Source organism: Massilia sp. S19_KUP03_FR1 (assembly GCF_036688685.1).
Taxonomy (GTDB): Bacteria; Pseudomonadota; Gammaproteobacteria; order Burkholderiales; family Burkholderiaceae_D; genus JALYUM01.
In genome coordinates, this window is the sequence record NZ_JAQQPS010000022.1 from 1 (window position 1) to 16734 (window position 16734).

15 protein-coding genes are annotated in these 16734 nt (G+C 64.3%); 5 read left to right on the forward strand and 10 right to left on the reverse strand.

Annotated elements, in window-relative coordinates:
• Positions 1-152 precede the first annotated feature (152 nt).
• Entirely contained in the window at positions 153-362 is a 210-nt protein-coding gene (locus V6M87_RS21505) for a hypothetical protein (RefSeq protein WP_332878713.1), read from the forward strand.
• Between the two features lie 59 nt (positions 363-421).
• Entirely contained in the window at positions 422-979 is a 558-nt protein-coding gene (locus V6M87_RS21510) for a phasin family protein (RefSeq protein ID WP_332878714.1), read from the forward strand.
• A gap of 50 nt (positions 980-1029) precedes the next feature.
• Here V6M87_RS21510 and tssA read toward each other — a convergent pair whose 3' ends face one another.
• The 7 genes from tssA to V6M87_RS21545 form a co-directional block, all read right to left on the reverse strand.
• The gene (tssA, locus tag V6M87_RS21515; RefSeq protein ID WP_332878715.1) at positions 1030-2001 is read right to left on the reverse strand and encodes a type VI secretion system protein TssA; all 972 of its coding nucleotides are present in this window, start codon (positions 1999-2001) and stop codon (positions 1030-1032) included.
• A 10-nt stretch (positions 2002-2011) separates the two neighbouring features.
• A complete protein-coding gene (gene tssH / locus V6M87_RS21520) occupies positions 2012-4645 on the reverse strand; it encodes a type VI secretion system ATPase TssH (RefSeq protein WP_332878716.1) in 2634 nt (877 codons plus the stop codon).
• Positions 4646-4662: 17 nt separating this feature from the next.
• Positions 4663-5145 (reverse strand): type VI secretion system baseplate subunit TssE, encoded by a 483-nt coding sequence (tssE, locus tag V6M87_RS21525; RefSeq protein ID WP_332878717.1) that lies wholly within the window; start codon positions 5143-5145, stop codon positions 4663-4665.
• A gap of 63 nt (positions 5146-5208) precedes the next feature.
• Positions 5209-5700 carry an Hcp family type VI secretion system effector gene (locus tag V6M87_RS21530; RefSeq protein WP_332878718.1) on the reverse strand — a complete coding sequence of 164 codons (492 nt, stop codon included), beginning with the start codon at positions 5698-5700 and terminating at the stop codon, positions 5209-5211.
• A gap of 27 nt (positions 5701-5727) precedes the next feature.
• Positions 5728-7215, reverse strand: coding sequence for a type VI secretion system contractile sheath large subunit (gene tssC, locus V6M87_RS21535; RefSeq protein ID WP_332878719.1), 1488 nt, complete (start codon positions 7213-7215; stop codon positions 5728-5730).
• A 1-nt stretch (position 7216) separates the two neighbouring features.
• A complete protein-coding gene (gene tssB / locus V6M87_RS21540) occupies positions 7217-7720 on the reverse strand; it encodes a type VI secretion system contractile sheath small subunit (protein WP_332878720.1) in 504 nt (167 codons plus the stop codon).
• A 26-nt stretch (positions 7721-7746) separates the two neighbouring features.
• Positions 7747-8304 (reverse strand): tetratricopeptide repeat protein, encoded by a 558-nt coding sequence (locus V6M87_RS21545; protein ID WP_332878721.1) that lies wholly within the window; start codon positions 8302-8304, stop codon positions 7747-7749.
• A 235-nt stretch (positions 8305-8539) separates the two neighbouring features.
• On the opposite strand from V6M87_RS21545, the gene tssJ reads away from it, so the two are divergent.
• The 3 genes from tssJ to icmH are packed head-to-tail and all read left to right on the forward strand — an operon-like array spanning position 8540 to position 11212.
• On the forward strand, positions 8540-9079 hold the full coding sequence (tssJ, locus tag V6M87_RS21550) for a type VI secretion system lipoprotein TssJ (protein WP_332878722.1): 540 nt from the start codon (positions 8540-8542) through the stop codon (positions 9077-9079).
• Between the two features lie 19 nt (positions 9080-9098).
• Entirely contained in the window at positions 9099-10445 is a 1347-nt protein-coding gene (gene tssK / locus V6M87_RS21555) for a type VI secretion system baseplate subunit TssK (RefSeq protein WP_332878723.1), read from the forward strand.
• Positions 10442-11212 (forward strand): type IVB secretion system protein IcmH/DotU, encoded by a 771-nt coding sequence (icmH, locus tag V6M87_RS21560; RefSeq protein ID WP_332878724.1) that lies wholly within the window; start codon positions 10442-10444, stop codon positions 11210-11212. The genes tssK and icmH overlap by 4 nt, the downstream gene beginning before the upstream one ends.
• A gap of 9 nt (positions 11213-11221) precedes the next feature.
• Here icmH and V6M87_RS21565 read toward each other — a convergent pair whose 3' ends face one another.
• From V6M87_RS21565 to tssM, 3 genes are read right to left on the reverse strand one after another with little or no spacing between them, the layout of a single operon-like run.
• Positions 11222-11992: an OmpA family protein gene (locus V6M87_RS21565; RefSeq protein WP_442920625.1), complete on the reverse strand. Its 771-nt coding sequence runs from the start codon at positions 11990-11992 to the stop codon at positions 11222-11224.
• Entirely contained in the window at positions 11989-12975 is a 987-nt protein-coding gene (gene tagF / locus V6M87_RS21570) for a type VI secretion system-associated protein TagF (protein WP_332878725.1), read from the reverse strand. Before tagF ends, V6M87_RS21565 begins: the two co-directional genes overlap by 4 nt.
• The gene (tssM, locus tag V6M87_RS21575; protein WP_332878806.1) at positions 12972-16703 is read right to left on the reverse strand and encodes a type VI secretion system membrane subunit TssM; all 3732 of its coding nucleotides are present in this window, start codon (positions 16701-16703) and stop codon (positions 12972-12974) included. Before tssM ends, tagF begins: the two co-directional genes overlap by 4 nt.
• Positions 16704-16734 lie beyond the last annotated feature (31 nt).

Consider the following 16734-nt stretch of genomic DNA (forward strand, 5'->3'; position numbering starts at 1 on the left):
TTGGTAGACGCGCATGGTTCAGGTCCATGTGCCTTCGGGTGTGGGGGTTCGAGTCCCTCCGTGGGCACCAACTACCGAATATGTAAGCGAAACGCCGTAATCTTTGAAAAGAGATTACGGCGTTTTTCTTTGTGCGCGCCGTTTGAACGGTTATGCTCAGTCCGATGATGTTTCTCGCTCCCCTCCTCGCCGGCATGCTGATGTCGGTTCAACTCCATGCCGCACCGGCGCCCTGGTATCAATGGCGCAGCAAGGTGGACGGCAAGCAGACGTGTTCGCAAACGCCGCTCGGACCGGGCTGGGAAAAGGCGGCCGGCCCGTTTAGCGATAGTCGTTGCGAGAAACGTATCGTTGTTAAATAATAGGTCAGACATAAAAACACGAAGGTCCCATCCGCACGACAAATCTGAGGAGAAAATCGATGTTTACCAACCCTGAACAATTCGCTGCCGCCACCAAGACCCTGTTCGATCTCCAGATGCAGACGTTCAATGCACTGACGAGCAAGGCGGTGCAAGGCGTCGAGCAAGTGGTCAACCTGAACATGGCCACCGCCAAGAAGGCGTTCGAAGGTACGATGAGCGCAGGCGCGCAAGCTGCGCAGGACCCGAAAGCGGCGATGGCGGCAGCGGCACAGATCAAGCCGGATATGGCGGGTGCGGTGCAGTACAACAGCCAGTTGAAGGTCATCATCGACGACATCCAGAAAGATTTCCGCCAGGCCGCAGACGCCCACGTGGCCGAAGCGAAAAGCACGCTCACGGCCCTGATCTACGATGTCACGCAAAACGTCAAGCCGGGCCAGGAAAACGCGGTCGAGATCATCAAGTCGGCCATCGACAATGCGTTCCAGGGCTACGAAAAAGTGACACAGGCGACGCGCCAGGCGGTCGAGGTAGTCGAGCAGCAGATCGCCAAGGCCACGGCGCAGGTTGCGCCCGGCAGCAAGCCGGCAGAAAAGCCGGCTGACGAATCCTGACAGGCATGGTGAGGTGAGCAAAACAAAGCCGGTCGCGATGACCGGCTTTTTCATGGTGCCTCGCTCTGCAAACCGAGCAGATCTTCGAACTGCGCGAACGCGGCGTCGTCCTTGACCACCGCGCGCAGCCAGACGTGCAGGGGCTGTTCGCCCCAGTGCGCGGCCTTGTCGGCCAGGTAGGCGACCGGGCTATGCGGCTCGGTGCGGCGGAAGAAATCGGCCACCGCGCGCAGCTGCGCCAGCGCCTGGGCGCGACCCTGCGTGGTGCCCTCGACTGTGTGGGCCGGCTCGGATACGGTTGTCGCTGCGGCCGGCCCGGCGGCGGCAGCAGGCCCACCCGCCAGCTGGCGCACAAAATGCAGCACCGTCTGAAGGGCTGCTTTCGCGGCCGTCAAACCGGGACCGTCGTCGGGCAAGCGCGCATCGATCACGGCTTCCAGCCGGCTCAGCGCGGCCTCGCACAGTTCGCAGTCCTGCAACAGCGCCGCGGCGAATGCGCGCGAGCTGCGCCGGCGCGCCGTGTCGAGCGCGCTGGTGGCCTCAAGCCCCGCTGCATTCGCGCCGGCCACGCGCTGCATTGAAAAGGCGCCATCTTCCGTCACGGGCATTTCGAGCATCAGCTGCGGCGCGCGCGCGGCGATCCAGGACAGGTTGCCGATGCGTTGTTCGACACCGTCGTCGAGCGTCGGATACAGATGGTCCCAGAAGCGCTCGCACAGTTCGGCCAGCACGACCAGGCTGTCGGCCAGGCCGCGCATGCCTTGCGTCTTCGCGCTCGCCTCCACCAGCCAGACCGCCAGCTGCAGGTCCTTGCTGCGCTGCGCGATCAGGCTGGCGCATTGTCTGGCCACGAACTTCCAGTCCGCTTCCTTGAGCGTGGTGACCCACGCGCCCTGGTCGATCGACGGATCGTCGGCCTGGCGCGCACGGTTGACCGCGTCCAGCTCGGGCGAAAAGGCCAGGTCGTCGCCGCAGGGCTGGTCGGCGCTGATCGGCGCCAGTAATTCTTCGAGGTTGAGCATGACAGTCTCCTTAGGCTGGCTCGATGGCGTACTTGAATTTGCCGGCGCGGGTGGCGCCGACCTTGATGCGGGAAATCGGCGCGCCTTCGGCCAGCCGCGCCAGTACCGAGTCGGCAATCTCCGGCAGCAGCGTGCCATTGAGGATCGTGTCGACGTTGCGCGCCCCCGAATCGACTTCGGTGCAGCGCGCCAGTACGGCCGCCACCAGCGCGTCATCGTAGACAAAGCCGGCCTTGTGATTGTCGAGGATGCGGCGCGCGATTTTATCGAGTTTCAGGCGGATGATATTGGCCAGCACCTCGTCGCGGATCGGGTAGAACGGCACCACCACCAGGCGGCCCAGGAACGCCGGCTTGAAATGCTTGACCAGCTGCGGGCGGATCAATTCGGCCAACTGGTCGGGTCGCGGCAGTTCCGCCACGGTCTTGTTCAGGCACGCCTGCATCATCTGGGCCGAGGCCACGTTCGACGTCAGGATAATGATGGTGTTGCGAAAATCGATGGTGCGGCCTTCGGCGTCGTCCAGCACGCCCTTGTCGAACACCTGGTAAAACAGTTCGAGCACGTCGGGATGGGCCTTTTCCACTTCGTCGAGCAGCACCACGCTGTACGGATTGCGGCGCACCGCTTCGGTCAGCACGCCGCCCTCGCCATAGCCAACGTAGCCCGGCGGCGAACCTTTCAGGCCGGAGACACTGTGCGCTTCCTGGTATTCGCTCATATTGATCGTGATGCGTTTGCGTTCGCCGCCATACAGCAGCTCGGCCAGTGCCAGCGCGGTCTCGGTCTTGCCGACACCCGAGGTGCCGACGAACAGGAACACGCCTTTCGGCTTGTTCGGATCATCCAGGTTGGCCCGCGCCGTGCGCACGCGCTGGGCCACCGCCTGCATCGCGTGGGGCTGGCCGAGGATGCGCTCTTCCAGCAACGGCTGCAACTGCATCACGGTGCGCACCTCGTCCTTGACCATGCGGCCCAGCGGGATGCCGGTCCAGCCGGCGACGATGTCGGCGACCGTGTGGCCGTCGACCTGCACGGGCACCAGCGGCGCTTCGCCCTGCACCTCGCGCAATCTGGCGAGCAGGTCGCGCAGCGATGCGGTGTCGCCTTTGGCGTCACCGTTTTCGAGGGCGGTGCGCAGGAGCCCGATCTCGACGCAGAGCGCCTGTTCCTTCTCCCAGCGCTGCTGCTGGTGGGCCTGGTCGTCGAGGGCCATGGCGCGTTCGCTGCCAAGCGCGGCGAGCCGTTCGCCATGCTCCATGCCGGCGCTTTGCTCACGCATCAGGCTTGCCACCTGCGCATCGATCTGTTCAAGGCGGCGCGTGCACATTTCGATCAGCGCCGGCGTCGCACTCTGGCCCAGCGCCACCTTGGCGCAGGCGGTATCGAGCACGCTGATGGCCTTGTCGGGTAGCTGGCGGCCGCTGATAAACCTGTGCGACAGGCGCACCGATTCCGTGATCGCGTCGTCGTAAATGCGCACATTGAAATGGGCTTCCATTAACGGCGCCATCGCGCGCAGCATGGCGCAGGCGGTCGCTTCATCGGGCTCCTCGACCTTCACCACCTGGAAGCGGCGCGCGAGCGCGGCATCCTTTTCAAAATATTTTTTGTACTCGCCCCAGGTGGTCGCGGCAATCGTGCGCAGTTCGCCGCGCGCCAGTGCCGGCTTCAACAAATTGGCCGCGTCGTTCTGACCCGCCGCGCCGCCGGCGCCGATCATGGTGTGCGCTTCGTCGATGAAAAGAATGATCGCGTGCGGGCTTTTTTTCACTTCGTCGATGACGTTTTTCAGGCGGCTTTCAAATTCGCCTTTCACGCTGGCGCCGGCCTGCAGCAGGCCCATGTCGAGGGTGTGGATCTCGACGCCGCGCAGTACTTCCGGCACGTCGCCGCTGGCGATGCGCAGCGCCAGTCCTTCCACCACGGCGGTCTTGCCGACGCCGGCCTCGCCGGTGAGGATCGGGTTGTTCTGGCGCCGCCGCATCAGGATGTCGATGGCCTGGCGGATCTCGCCATCGCGCCCGATCACTGGGTCGACCTGGCCCGCGCGGGCGCGCGCGGTCAGGCAAGTGGTGAACTGGTCCAGGGCCGGCGTTGTCAAGCCGGCCTGCAATTGCGTGACGGGGTCGGCGCCACGGTCCTGTACCGGCGCCGTCACGGGCGACTCCTGCGAGCCGCGCATCAGTTTGTCGAAATCGTGCTTCAGGCGATCGAGTGGAAATTCGGCGAACAGGGTCGAGCCGCGCTGGGCCAGCTGCGCCAGTGCCGGCTCGGTTAGCAGCGCCAGCAGCAGGTGGCCGCTGCGGATCTGGTTCGGGCCGGCCGTGCCGAGCGAGGCGATCAGCCAGGCGTGTTCCAGCAGCAGCGGCAGGTGGCGCGAAAACACCGGCGTGCGCGTGCTGCCGCTGGCGAGGTGCTCGACTTCGCGGCGCAGGTCCGCCTCCAACGCCGTCACGCTGATGCCGCAAGCGCGCGCGGCCACCGCCAGATCGCACTTCGGTTGCTCCAGCAGCGCCAGGAACAGGTGCTCGATGTCGACTTCGTACTGGCCCATGCCGACGCACAGCGAAGCGGCGCGGGTCGCAGCCGCACGGGTGGTGTCGTTCAACTTGCCGATCAGGGTTTTCAGGTTGATATCCATATGCTCCTCAAGTGATGTTATGCGCGCGTGGCGCGCGCGCCGCGGCTGATGGCGTAGTGCAGCGACGACGGCTGCAGCACCGCATTGAAGTTGACCGGCTCGGCCCCCGATTCGAGCTCGAGCGTGCCGTTGATGACGAAATTGAGCCGGTTCACGCTGCCCGGCTCCTGTTCCAGCGCGGCGCAGACGCCGGACAAGCGCGGCTCGTGCGCGACCACCGCCTCGACCAGGCTGGCACAGATCTGCGCACGCTCCTCTGTGCTCGACAGGCAGTAGCCGGCGAAGTCGATCAGGCCATAATTGAGAACCGATTGTTTCGCCTCGGGATACTGGTCGAAGGTCTCTTTCGGCAAGGCCAGCCGGGTGTTCAGGAGCGCTTCGAGATCACGGGCGATGCTGTCCTTGAGCTGCTCGATGCTCATGCGCGGCAGGACGCCGCCGCTGGCCTGGTGGCGCGGGTCCATCAGGCGGTCCAACAGACCGGGCACATTGCCTTTCATGCCACTCTCCAAAGAAAACCGCGGCGCATGGCCGCGGTCGGGTCGCTTGAGCGCTGCGTGCTGTTAGACGATCTTGTTGGTGGACAGGTCCCAGCCGCCGGACGTGTTGCCGCCGGCGCCGCCGGTGACTTTCTGCTGGGTGTACTTCCACTTGATCTTCGAGAATTTCAGGCCGACGCTTTCGTTGAGGATGTCGCCTTCGGTCACCATCGGTGTGACTTCGCCGATGAGGACGTTCTCGATTTCGATTTCAAAGTACTTGATGCGTTCACCCTGGCCGTCGGCGCGCATGAATTCGAACTTGGCCTTGGGGATGGTTTTGCCCGACGAGCAGGTTTGCAGCAGCAGCGGCGTGGCCAGGTCGGCCAGCTTGTTGAGGGATATTTCGGAGTGCTCGCAGCGCTCGGCGGTGTGACCACCGCCGGTCGATGCCGTCGCCGATTTTGGCTGCGAAACACCCCACGACACGGATTTGCACTCGATCCAGTCGCGGTGCTTGTCGTCGGCCGACTCGCCCTTGATACCATCAATTTGCAGATATACGTCAATTGCCATGTCTTGCTCCAGTTAGGTTAAAAAACATCAGGATTTGGTCGATTGCGGCAACTCCGCGACCAGTCGGAGCGAAACGGACAGCTCGTCGAGCTGGAAATGCGGACGCAGGAACGACACCGCGCGGTACACGCCCGGCCGGCCCGGCACTTCGGATACCTGCACACTGGCTTCGCGCAGGGGAAACTGGGCCTTTTGCTCCTGGCTGGCGTTATCGTCGAGCAGCACGTACTGGGTCAGCCAACGGTTCAGGTAGTCTTCCACGTTGACCGCCGCGGCAAAGCTGCCGATCTTGTCGCGCATCATCGCTTTCATGTAGTGGGCAATGCGCGAGACCGCATAGATGTATTGCAGTTGCGACGACAGCACGGCGTTGGCATTGGCCGCGTCGGTGCTGTATTTGCGGGCGCGCTGCGCCGACTGGGCGCCGAAAAATGCGGCGTACGAGGTGTTCTTGCAATGCACCAGCGAGATAAAACCGAGGTCCGACAATTCCTTTTCGCGCCGGTCGGTGATCGACAGCTCGGTCGGGCATTTCAGCGCGACTTCGCCTTCGTCGGTCTTGAAGGTGTGCGTGGGCAGGTTTTCGACCAGGCCGCCGCCCTCGACGCCGCGAATGGCCGCGCACCAGCCATAGTCTTCGAATGCGCGCATCAACTTGGTGCCGAAAGCATAGGCCGCGTTGCACCACAGGTATTTTTGGTTGTCCTTGCCATCCACGTCTTCGATGAAATTAAAACCTTCGGTGGTGCTGCCGTCGATCGGGTTGAACGGCAGGCGGCCCAGGAAGCGCGGCACGGTCAGGCCGACGTAGCGCGCATCTTCCGAGTCGCGGAAGGCTTTCCACTTGGCGTATTCGACAGTATCGAAAATCTTGGCCAGATCGCGTGCCTTGCCCAGGTCGCTGAAGCTGTCGACGCTGAACAGCTCCGGATCGCATGAGGTGATGAACGGCGCGTGGCTGGCGGCGGCCACGTGCGACATCTGCTCGAGGAAGTACACGTCTTCCGGCTGGCGCGTCATTTCGAAGTCGCCGATCAGGGTGCCGTAGGGTGCGCCGCCGAAGGTGCCGAATTCTTCTTCGTACACTTTTTTGAACAGCGTGCTCTGGTCGAATTCCATCGCGGCCTGAAAATCCTTGACCAGTTCGCGCTTGGTGGCATTGAGCATGCGGATCTGCTGGCCGGCGCTGGTGGTGGAGTTGCGCACCAGGTAGTGCAGGCCGGTCCAGCTGCGTTCAAGCTTTTGAAATGCCGGTGCATGCATGATGGCCGAGAGCTGCGTCGAAATCATGCGGTCCAGTTCCGCCAGGCGCGCGTCGAGCGTGGCCGACAGATTGTTCGACATGACCACGGTGCCTGCCATCACCTGCGTGACCAGCTCCGAGATGATGTCGCGGGCGCGCGCATGCTCGCTGTTGGATTTCGCCACACGGCTGTCTTCGACGATCTGGTCGAGCAGGCTGGTGTCGAGTTCGATGGCGGCGGGTGCGTGCGCCTGTTCCAGGATGGCGTCCATGTCAGTCCTCCTTGCCGGCACGGCGCAAGCTGGCCAGTTTTTCGGTGTTGCCCAGCACTTCGCTGAGGATGTCGTCGAGCAGGTCGTTGCCGGCCAGCTTGTTGCGCAGGTCGGCCAGCCGGGTGCGCGCATCGAGCAGGCCTTTCAACGGCGCCACCTGCTGCACCACCGCTTCCGGACGGAAGTCCGCCATCTGGCGAAACTGCAGCTCGACGCCGAACTGGCCACCCTCCCCGCTCAGGTGGTTGTCCACCTTGAACGCGGCCACCGGTGCGATACCACCGAGCACTTCGTCGAAATTGTCGGAATCGATATTGACGAAGTTGCGGTCCTTCAGGCGCTTTTTTTCGCTGGCCGGATCGGCGCCGAAGTCACCGACGACGCCCACCACAAAGGGCAGTTCCTTGTTTTCGATCGCGTCGCCGATTTCCACGTCGTAGGTCATCTGCACGCGCGGGGCGCGCACTTTTTGCAGGCGCTTCTGCACGCTGTCATTTTTTGCCATGTCCACTCCCGGAGAAATTGCTGAAATTATTTGAGCGCGCTGAATGGATCGCCGCTCGGCTTGGCGTTTGTAGCTGCCGCTGTCGTCGCCGTCGCCGTGGTCGCGGTGCTCGCTTTCGGTTTGACCGGCACAACGCGCGGCGCCGGACGAACCGCCGGTACCAGGATCTCTTCGCCGAGGCTGTTGCGCAACAGCCTTGCCAGGTCCTGCGCTTCCGTGCGCACCGTGCCCGACAGGTTGTTCTTGCGGGTCAGGTCGGCCAGCGCCTTGCTCGACAGGCGCAGCCCGCTGACTGCCACCACGCTGTTGGCCAGCGTGTCGTCCGGGTCGCGGTGCAGAGCTTCGAGGGCGTTGACGATCGCCTCGCCGTAGTTGTTGCTGTCGAAGCGCATCTGGGCCATGCGCACCCATGGCGCCTTGTCGGCCGGGTAGGTGGCGCTGGCCTGTTTCAGCAGGGCGTAGGCCTTGTCGGGATGGCCGGACAGCGCGGCGGCATTCGCTTCGGCCATGGCGGCCTTGATGCTGACCGTCCTGGCGACCGGTGTGTCCGCAGGCGTAGGGGACGTCGCACACGCGCTCAGCATGGCAACGCAAACAAGGCTAGGCAAAATGCAGTGGAACTTCATCGCTCTCTCCGGTGGCTAAAAACAGACGCCATTATTCGGCAAGCTTTTTTTCGTCAATTGCGCAGAGTCAACTCCAGTTTAGTTCCTGTTACTTTCGCGACCGATGCTCGAAAGCTTGTGCAGGCGCAGATATCAACGTTGTACATCCCGTTAAATGGGCGCTGTGAATAATTTACGAAAGGAAAGGAATTCCATGAGAGCAAATTATCTGGCCCTGCTGACCAGCGTTGCCTTGCTCGCGGCCTGCGGTGGCATGGGCAAAGCGCCGGAACTTGCCGATGCGCAAAAACCGGCGCGCACCGTCAGCGTTCGCCTGCACGCAGCCAACAAACTCAATACCGATGCACGCGGCCACTCGCTGGCCCTGGTCGCGCGCGTGTACAAGCTGCGCCAGTCGGCCGCGTTCGAGTCGGCGCCGTATGCGGCGTTTTTATCGCCCCAGGCGGAACAGGCCGCGTTTGGCGCCGACCTGCTGGAAGTGAAGGAAATCACGCTGGTACCCGGCCAGAAATACGAAGTGCAGGAAAAGGTCAGCCGCGAGGCCGGCTACATCGGCATTGTCGCCCTGTTCAACAAACCGGCGCCGCAACGCTGGCGCCTGGCCTACACAGCCGCCGAGGCCGAGCCGGTCGGCGTGACGGTCGGCCTGTATGCCTGTTCGCTGGCGTCTGGCGCAGGGGCCAAGGCGCACCCGCCGAAGCTGGCCTTGCCGGATGGCGTGCGCTGCCAATAATCCAACATCTCGAGGTGCCATGAATACGCCATTAAAAGTCATGTGGGGCGAGGGCCTGTTCCTGCGCCCCCAGCATTTCCAGCAGCAGGACCGCTACCACGAGGCGCGATTGCACCAGACCGCCAGTGCGCTGCACCCGTACGGCTGGGGCGTGCGCAAGCTCGTGCTCGACCTGGAAGCCTTGCGCAGCGATACCCTGCGGGTGCTGGCGCTGTCGGTCATCTTCCCGGATGGCGAGGTGTACCATGCGCCGGACGGCGACACGCTACCGCCGCAAGTGCGCCTCGACCAGCTTGCGGCCGGCGTCCAGACGGTGACCTTCCATGCCGCCCTGCCCGCCATCAAGACCCACGGCGAGAATTGTGCACCGCGCGGCGGCAACGCGAGCGACACCCGGTTCGCCCAGGATGAACACGAAACGCAGGACATGTTCAGCCGCGCCGCCGACGCCCCGGTGACCTTCCTCACCAAGACCTTGCACCTGGTCGCCGACGCCGACGCACTCGATGCATTCATCAGTTTTCCACTATTGCGCTTGCGCCGCATGGCCACCGGCGGCTTCGAGCCGGATCCTTCGTTTGTCCCACCCTGCGTATCGCTCGAGGCGGCGCCGGGGATGCGTCTGCAACTGGCGCGCCTGATGGAAAAGATGCTGGCCAAGGTGAATGCACTTTACGGCCACCATCGCGAACCGAGTAAAAATGTGGTCGAACTGCGCGGCGGCGATGTCTCGTCGTTCTGGCTGCTGCACACGGCCAGCACCGGTTACGCGGCGCTGTCGCACCTGTACAACCAGGCCGACCTGCATCCGGAGCGCCTGTTCGAGCAGCTGCTGCACCTGGCGGGCGGCTTGATGACGTACTCGCGCAGCTACCGGTTGGAGGAGCTGCCGGCTTACCGGCACGACGATCCGGGGCCGGCGTTTTTCCGCATGGACCACATGATCCGCGACCTGCTCGATACCGTGATTTCGTCAAAATACTTTTCGATTGCGCTGTCCAACGACCGCCCGCCGTATTACCTCGGCACGCTCGACTCGGGCAAGATCAACACGCAAACGGTCCTGTACCTGGCCGTTTCTGCCGACCTGCCGGCACTGAAACTGGTGGAGATCGTGCCGCTCCAGTTCAAGCTGGGCGCGCCGGAAGACGTCGATCGGCTGGTTCTCTCCGCCCTGCCCGGCGTGAAACTGGTGCACGCGCCGCAGGTACCGGCCGCGCTGCCGGTGCGGCCCGATACCTATTACTTTGTGCTCGACAGCCGCGGCACGCTGTACGAGAACATGCTCAAAGCGCAGGCGATGTCGCTCTACGTTCCGGCCGGCCTGCGCGACCTTAAACTTGACCTGATTGCGATCTCCCAATGAGCTCACTGAGCACGCCCATCGATCGCCGTGACGCCCCCGCCAGCGCCAGCGCCCGCTGCGCCGGACCGGGCAGCCTGGTCGACATGATGTACGAAGGCTTCTACGCCCTGTTCCTGCTGAAGAACGGCTGCTGCCCCCGGGACCAGGCCGGCTTCACCGGCCACATCAACCAGTTCCTCGCTGACATCGATCGCAATGCCAAAGCCGCCAGCATCCATGTCGACGACGTCACTGCCGCCAAATATGCATTCTGCGCAGCGGTCGATGAAATCATCCTGCGCTCGCAGTTCGACCTGCGCGATGCATGGGAAACGCGGCCGCTGCAGCTGCGCATCTTCGGCGATCAGCTGGCCGGCGAACACTTTTTTGACCGGCTGGAAGAGCTGCGCGCGCGCGGCAGCGCACATCTGCAGGCACTGGAGGTATTCCATATGTGCCTGCTGCTGGGATTCCAGGGCCGCTACGCGCTCGACGGCGACGACAGGCTGAACTACCTCAGCGCCCGCCTGGGCGACGAGATCGCGCGCATGCGCGGCAAGAGCCGCGGCTTCGCACCGCACGCCGACCGGCCCGACCAGGTCGCCAACAAGCTGCGCAGCGACCTGTCGCTATGGGTGCTGGCAGGGGTCTTCTCGGTGGCGGGACTGGGCGCGTATCTGGGCTTTCGCGCCACCCTGGAACACGATACATTGACCACGCTGGCGGCTTACAACGACCTGATCAAGCTGCCGCCGCGCGCGGCGAACGTGACTATCACACTGCCGTAAAACCGCTGCTTACTGAATGACCTTGAATTCGATGCGGCGGTTACGGGCCCGGCCCTCGGCAGTGCGGTTGTCCGCCACCGGCCGGTCCGGTCCTTCACCGGAAACGGCAATCGCATCCAGTGCCACGCCGCGCCCGGCGACATAATTTTTCACTGCATCGGCGCGCGCCTGGCTGAGCGACAGGTTACCCGCGCGCGAACCGGCGTTGTCGGTGTGTCCGATCACTTCCACCTTCTTGTTTTTGAGCTTCAGCAGCGCCACGCTCATCTGGTCGAGGATGGCCTTGCCCGATTCCGTCAAGGCAGCCTTGCCCGATTCGAACTCGATGATGCGGTTGCCCAGCGCCGTGTCGAGCACCGCCTGCTCCGCGACCACCACGCGCAGCCCGTTGTTGACGGTGTAGGTGGGATTGAGCGTGGTGGCGATGTCGTTGGCGATTTGCTGGCGCTGCGCGTCGTCGGCGACGTCGCCGCGCAGGCTGACCACATTGCCGTCAACCTTCAGCTGGCCACGCGTGACCATCTTTAAATTCGGCGTGATCAGCTTGTGCAAATACGCGTTCCAGTTGGCCGGCACCGCGACCGTGCCGACGGCCAGCTGGTCGACCACGCGGTTGGCGCCGTAGACTTCGCGCAGGCGCGCCAGCAGCGCCGCCTTGGAGGCTTCGTCGGCCAGCGTGCCGCTGACGACGATAGGCGCTTCGGGCACGGCAGGCGCCTGCGCGTGGGCGACCGCTACGGTTGCGGCCAGCAGGCAGGTGCAGAGGACGATGGCTTTCACGGGGCAGCTCCAATAAACGTTTGCAGGAAAAGTTCACGCGCCATATTCAGGGTCAGCTGTGGCCCGGCGAGGTAGCTGGCCAGCGTGCGCGCGTCGACGTCCTGGCGCAGCTGGTGGTCGACCCAGCCGGTATCGGCAAAGCGAATTTGCTGCTCAGCCGCGGCCAGCGGGTCGATGATGGCGCCCAGCGTTTCGGCTGCAGCGTCGCAGGCGGCCAGTACCAGCACCGGACTGTCATCGATGCAGGTGAAAAATATCGCCAGGTCGACCGCGGGCTGGCGCAGGAACGGCGCCGTCAGCGCCAGCCAGAATGCAGCCACGCGATGGCGCTGGGCCGGATCGCGCGGCAGCGGCAGCACCAGACTTTTGTTCAAGTCCGCGCTGCGGCTGTGCATCACCGGTTGCAGCACCAGGCCCAGGGCCAGGATCAGGCGCGCGCAATCGAACGGCGCGCCCGACTGGCGCAGCAGGCCGCCCAGCGCACCGATGGTGGCGGTCTCCATGAAGCACGCCAGCGCATCGGCCGCGGCCACGCCGTCGACCGGCACCTGGGCCGCCGGTATCGCGTGCAGCATCGCGGACGGGTCGCGGCTGGCCAGCAGCTGGTCCGCCGCCATTGCGCTGTAATCCCACAAGGCTGCGCAAGCGAGCGGCGCCCCCACCACGAAGGCGGCCGGATCCGGCACGTCGAGGCTGCGCATCAGCAGGAATGGAAAGCGCCGGCCGGACAAATCATGGCTGGCGACCAGGTGCCCGGCCAGGGCGTGATGCCGCGCCGCACCGAGGAAGGCGAAGCTGACCGGCGCCATGGCGTCGTAATTGATCTTCCAGCGCGCACTGGCCGGCAGCTGGCGCATCACGCTGGCCATCCATTCATCGAGCACTTCGACCGCCGCCAGGTCGTGCACCTCCTTGACGAAATCGGCGCAGGCCGGCAATTTTCCGAAGTAACCGATCTGCTCGGGCGCCGGCGCGCGCATCATGGCGTGCCCCCGGCCAGCGTGGCCACTGCCGGGGTGCCCGGCGCCACCAGGACACGCCCGACGATCGCATCCGGCAGGCGCAGGCCGGCAAAGCCTTTGCCTTGCGGCGAACTGCTGCCATTGCCGTTGCTGGAGGCGTCGCTGACGATCTTCAGTTCCACCGCCACGGCGACGCCGGCGACATTCCAGCGCAGCTCGAACCAGCGCTCGCCCTTGCGCGTCTTGGCCGCGCTTTCGATCAGCCGCTGCAGGCCGAACTGGCCCGGCTCGTTGAACAGTTCCACCGTGCGCCCGTCGAACGTGACGGCGCTCACTTTCGCGCCAGGTGCGCCTTGCGGGCCGGGATGGACCATATTCGTCCACACCGGCGGCGTATTCCGGTAGCGCAGCTGCTGGCCGTCGATTTCGACCGTGTACTCGGTGGTGCCGGGCGCCGGCAGGGCCTGCAGCTGGAACACCGTTTGCGGACCGCTGGATGCGGCCACGCCATTCGCCGACAGCGGCGCGATCCAGCTCGGGAAGCTGGCAACCGCCTGCGGCGCCAGCGTGATGCCAATATCGGCCCAGGTGCGCGCGGCCAGCACATCGCCGCGCCGCACCACCAGCGGTCCCATCGAGCTTGTGACGAATTTGGCGACCACGCCGTCGGGACCGAACACCTGGCCGATCTCCGCGTTGGTCGCTTCGACTTTCGAGCCAGGCGCAAACGGATATTTGTCGGCCAGGTTCTTGTGGAACGGTTCGACCACCTGCACCTGCCAGGTCTTGTTGATTTCGGACTCCGACGGCAGCACGATCATTGAAAACGTCTGCATCAGCGGACGCACCAGCAGCGGGCGCAGAACCTGTTTCTGGGCGTCGGCCATCCCGGTCAGCATCTGCTCGTCGACGTACTTCAGGGCGTCGGCCAGTTCGGAGCCACTGCCTTCCAGCGTCTGCTGCATGAACTGCTTCGCGCCCGGTCCCGGGTCGCCCTGGTTCTTGAGCTGATTCAGGCGCGTGCGCAGGCGACCCAGCGCATCGAGGTAGCCGGTCATCAGCGACGCATCCCTGTCACGCAGGCTGACCAGGCGCGCCACGCCGGTGAACTCACGCCCGATCACGCCCTGCGCGCCGGGCGCCGCAGCGGCGTTACTACGGGCCGGATCGACTGCGTCCACGACCGTCCGCGCTTCGCTCGGTGCACGGCGCAGCACCGTTTCTTTGAACCACGCCAATGCGCCCTTCTTGACCGCGCCCATCTCTGCCCGTGCCGGCGCCCCCGTGTTGTCCCATGAGGTTTCCTGGTAAATCGTTTTGAGGAGCTTGGCGATTGGCGAGGCCTGGGTGTCGCCCAGCCGGTTCATGGCCTGCACGCTGGCATCGAAACCGGCCAGGTCGCTGATCGAGACGCCCTGCACGAACTTCGACCATTCGCGCGCATATTCCGCTTTATACAAGTCGGTGAGGTTTTTCTGGATCTGCTCCGGGCTGCCTTCGAGCGTCAGGTCGTCGCGCGAAGCGGTTTTGAGGACCCAGTCGCTGCTGCGCAATTCGCCGTTGGCGGCGTTGCGCACCGCCTGCGCCACGTACTGTTCCCACGCGTCGCGCGTAAAAGCGCCGCTGATGGCGTGGCTGCCATTGACCAGACCCTGGTCCTGTTCGCCGACGATGCGCGCCACCGTCATCATCGGAAAGCGGGTGGCGGCGCGCGCCTTGATGTCGCCGTAGACGCGTTCCCGGGCCGGCGTGCCGCGCACCACGCGCCGCAGGTTTTCGCGCGCGCCATCGAGCAGGCTCAGTTTTAGCGGCAGCTGCGGCCAGGCCGGGTCGTCGATGTGCGACAGGTGAAACGTCAGCAGGCGCTCGGCACTGCGGATCATCTGCTCGCGCGGCATGGTGCCGCGGTTCACGTCGAGCCAGCCGCGCCAGTAGCGGGTCAGCTGGTCGTTCAGGTGGCCCTGCTCGGCGCGCGTCTTGTCGCCCAACATCAGGTAAGTTTTCAGCGCGTTGTAGCTGTCGGTGATGCTGGCCGGCGTGGCGCCGGCCGACGCGTCGAGCTGGGCCGGATTGGCGATCAGTTCGGCCAGCACGGCTTCGAGCGCGCCGGCGACCGGCTGCGCCATCACTTCGCGCACGCCGGCGAAATACTCGTCGCGCAGCTTGCGTTCGAGCGCATCGCCCTGGTACAGGCCGAAACGCAGCATCAGCGGACGCTCGGCGTGGTATTGGTCCAGCTGCACGATGCGGTCCTGCAGCACGTCGAGCCCCTCCAGGCGCGACTGCAGATCGAAGCGCTTTTGCTGCAGCTTCACGACCTTGTCGAGATCGGCCTTGACGTTGGCGACCAGCTGGCGGTTGCTGATGTACGACCAGCTCCAGCCGCCCAAGGCGCAGCCAAGCAGAATGGTCGCGGCAAAAAACGCCGTGTATTTCAGGCGCGTCGAGGTTGGACTGGCGTAGCGCTTGACCAGGTCCTTGTCGGCAAAGATCACCTTGCGAAACAGGTCGAGCAAAAAGTAGCCGGACTGTTCGCCTGCTTCGCCAGCACGGCTTTCCTGCAGCTTCAGGTCGAAGCGGGTTGCCACGCGGGCGCTGGCGAGGTTTTCGACTGCCCCTTCCTGCAAGGCGCTAGTGAAATAGAAGCCGCGAAAGACCGGCTTGAACTGGTACGTGTTTTCTTCGAACAAGGTGGCCAGAAACGCGCGCAGCGGCTGCTTCAATGTGGCGAACTCGAGCGGAAATGTGAACACACCCGGGCGCATGCGCGCGCTGCGGTTGCCGGCCATGCTGGCCAGGCTCATCTCCTTGAGGCCATCGTGCAGTTCCTCAAAGTGCTGGTCGAAAAAACCGAGTACGTCAACGCTGGTGCTGCGCCGGTTGTAGCGCAAGGTCGCGCCCCAGGTGCGCTCTCGCTCGGCCGGATCGGCATCGTGAAAAAAGTCGGCAAAGCCGGCCACCAGATCGACCTTGGTGAAAATCACGTAGACCGGTGCGTACACGCCAAGGCGTTCGGTCAGTTCCTGCACGCGCGTGCGCAGGTTTTTTGCCAGCTCCATCGATGCTTCCGGCGCACCTTTGGCCAATTCGGCCACGCTCACTGCAATCAGGATGCCATTGATGGGCGCGCGTTTGCGATGGCGCTTGAGCAGCTCGAGAAAACTGAACCATTCCTCGCGGTCGCCATCCAACACCGAATAGCGCCCGGCCGTGTCGAGCAGAATGCCGTCGGTGGTAAAAAACCAGTCGCAGTTGCGGGTGCCGCCCACGCCCTGCACCGCCCTGCTGCCGGGAATCGGAAACGTCAGGCCGGAGCTGCCGATGGCGCTACTTTTGCCTGCGGCCGGGTTGCCGATCACCATATACCAAGGCAGTTCGTACAAGGCCGCTGCGCCCCGCGTCAACCCGATTTTGGAGGTTTTAATGGTCGTGATCGCTTCAAGCATCCCTTTGCGCAGCACGGCCACGTCGTTGCGCATGGACGACGGACGCAGGTTGCCGCCATCGTTGTCGCCAGGCGCACCGTCCACCAGCGCATCGGCCAGCCGATCCGCGCCGCGCCCGCGCCACCAGCGCCGTACTAGCCAGAACAGGCCCGCGCCCACGGCCAGCGCCAATGCCGCAAGCAGCGCCCACTTCGCGGCCAGCTCGAGGCTTTCAGCGCCGAGGAATAAAAAGGCCGCCAACGCGGCCAGACCGAGCACGCCCAACACGCGGCTGTTGGTCAGGAATTGCCAGATTCGAGACATCATGGGAGCGCTCACAGGAGGTTTCAGAAAA

What these genes read in the sequence shown, in the direction of transcription:
- V6M87_RS21505 (WP_332878713.1), top strand. Translation starts at nt 153, where the DNA reads ATGCTCAGTCCGATGATGTTTCTCGCTCCCCTCCTCGCCGGCATGCTG.
- V6M87_RS21510 (WP_332878714.1), top strand. Translation starts at nt 422, where the DNA reads ATGTTTACCAACCCTGAACAATTCGCTGCCGCCACCAAGACCCTGTTC.
- tssA (WP_332878715.1), bottom strand. Translation starts at nt 2,001, where the DNA reads ATGCTCAACCTCGAAGAATTACTGGCGCCGATCAGCGCCGACCAGCCC.
- tssH (WP_332878716.1), bottom strand. Translation starts at nt 4,645, where the DNA reads ATGGATATCAACCTGAAAACCCTGATCGGCAAGTTGAACGACACCACC.
- tssE (WP_332878717.1), bottom strand. Translation starts at nt 5,145, where the DNA reads ATGAAAGGCAATGTGCCCGGTCTGTTGGACCGCCTGATGGACCCGCGC.
- V6M87_RS21530 (WP_332878718.1), bottom strand. Translation starts at nt 5,700, where the DNA reads ATGGCAATTGACGTATATCTGCAAATTGATGGTATCAAGGGCGAGTCG.
- tssC (WP_332878719.1), bottom strand. Translation starts at nt 7,215, where the DNA reads ATGGACGCCATCCTGGAACAGGCGCACGCACCCGCCGCCATCGAACTC.
- tssB (WP_332878720.1), bottom strand. Translation starts at nt 7,720, where the DNA reads ATGGCAAAAAATGACAGCGTGCAGAAGCGCCTGCAAAAAGTGCGCGCC.
- V6M87_RS21545 (WP_332878721.1), bottom strand. Translation starts at nt 8,304, where the DNA reads ATGCTGAGCGCGTGTGCGACGTCCCCTACGCCTGCGGACACACCGGTC.
- tssJ (WP_332878722.1), top strand. Translation starts at nt 8,540, where the DNA reads ATGAGAGCAAATTATCTGGCCCTGCTGACCAGCGTTGCCTTGCTCGCG.
- tssK (WP_332878723.1), top strand. Translation starts at nt 9,099, where the DNA reads ATGAATACGCCATTAAAAGTCATGTGGGGCGAGGGCCTGTTCCTGCGC.
- icmH (WP_332878724.1), top strand. Translation starts at nt 10,442, where the DNA reads ATGAGCTCACTGAGCACGCCCATCGATCGCCGTGACGCCCCCGCCAGC.
- tagF (WP_332878725.1), bottom strand. Translation starts at nt 12,975, where the DNA reads ATGATGCGCGCGCCGGCGCCCGAGCAGATCGGTTACTTCGGAAAATTG.
- tssM (WP_332878806.1), bottom strand. Translation starts at nt 16,703, where the DNA reads ATGTCTCGAATCTGGCAATTCCTGACCAACAGCCGCGTGTTGGGCGTG.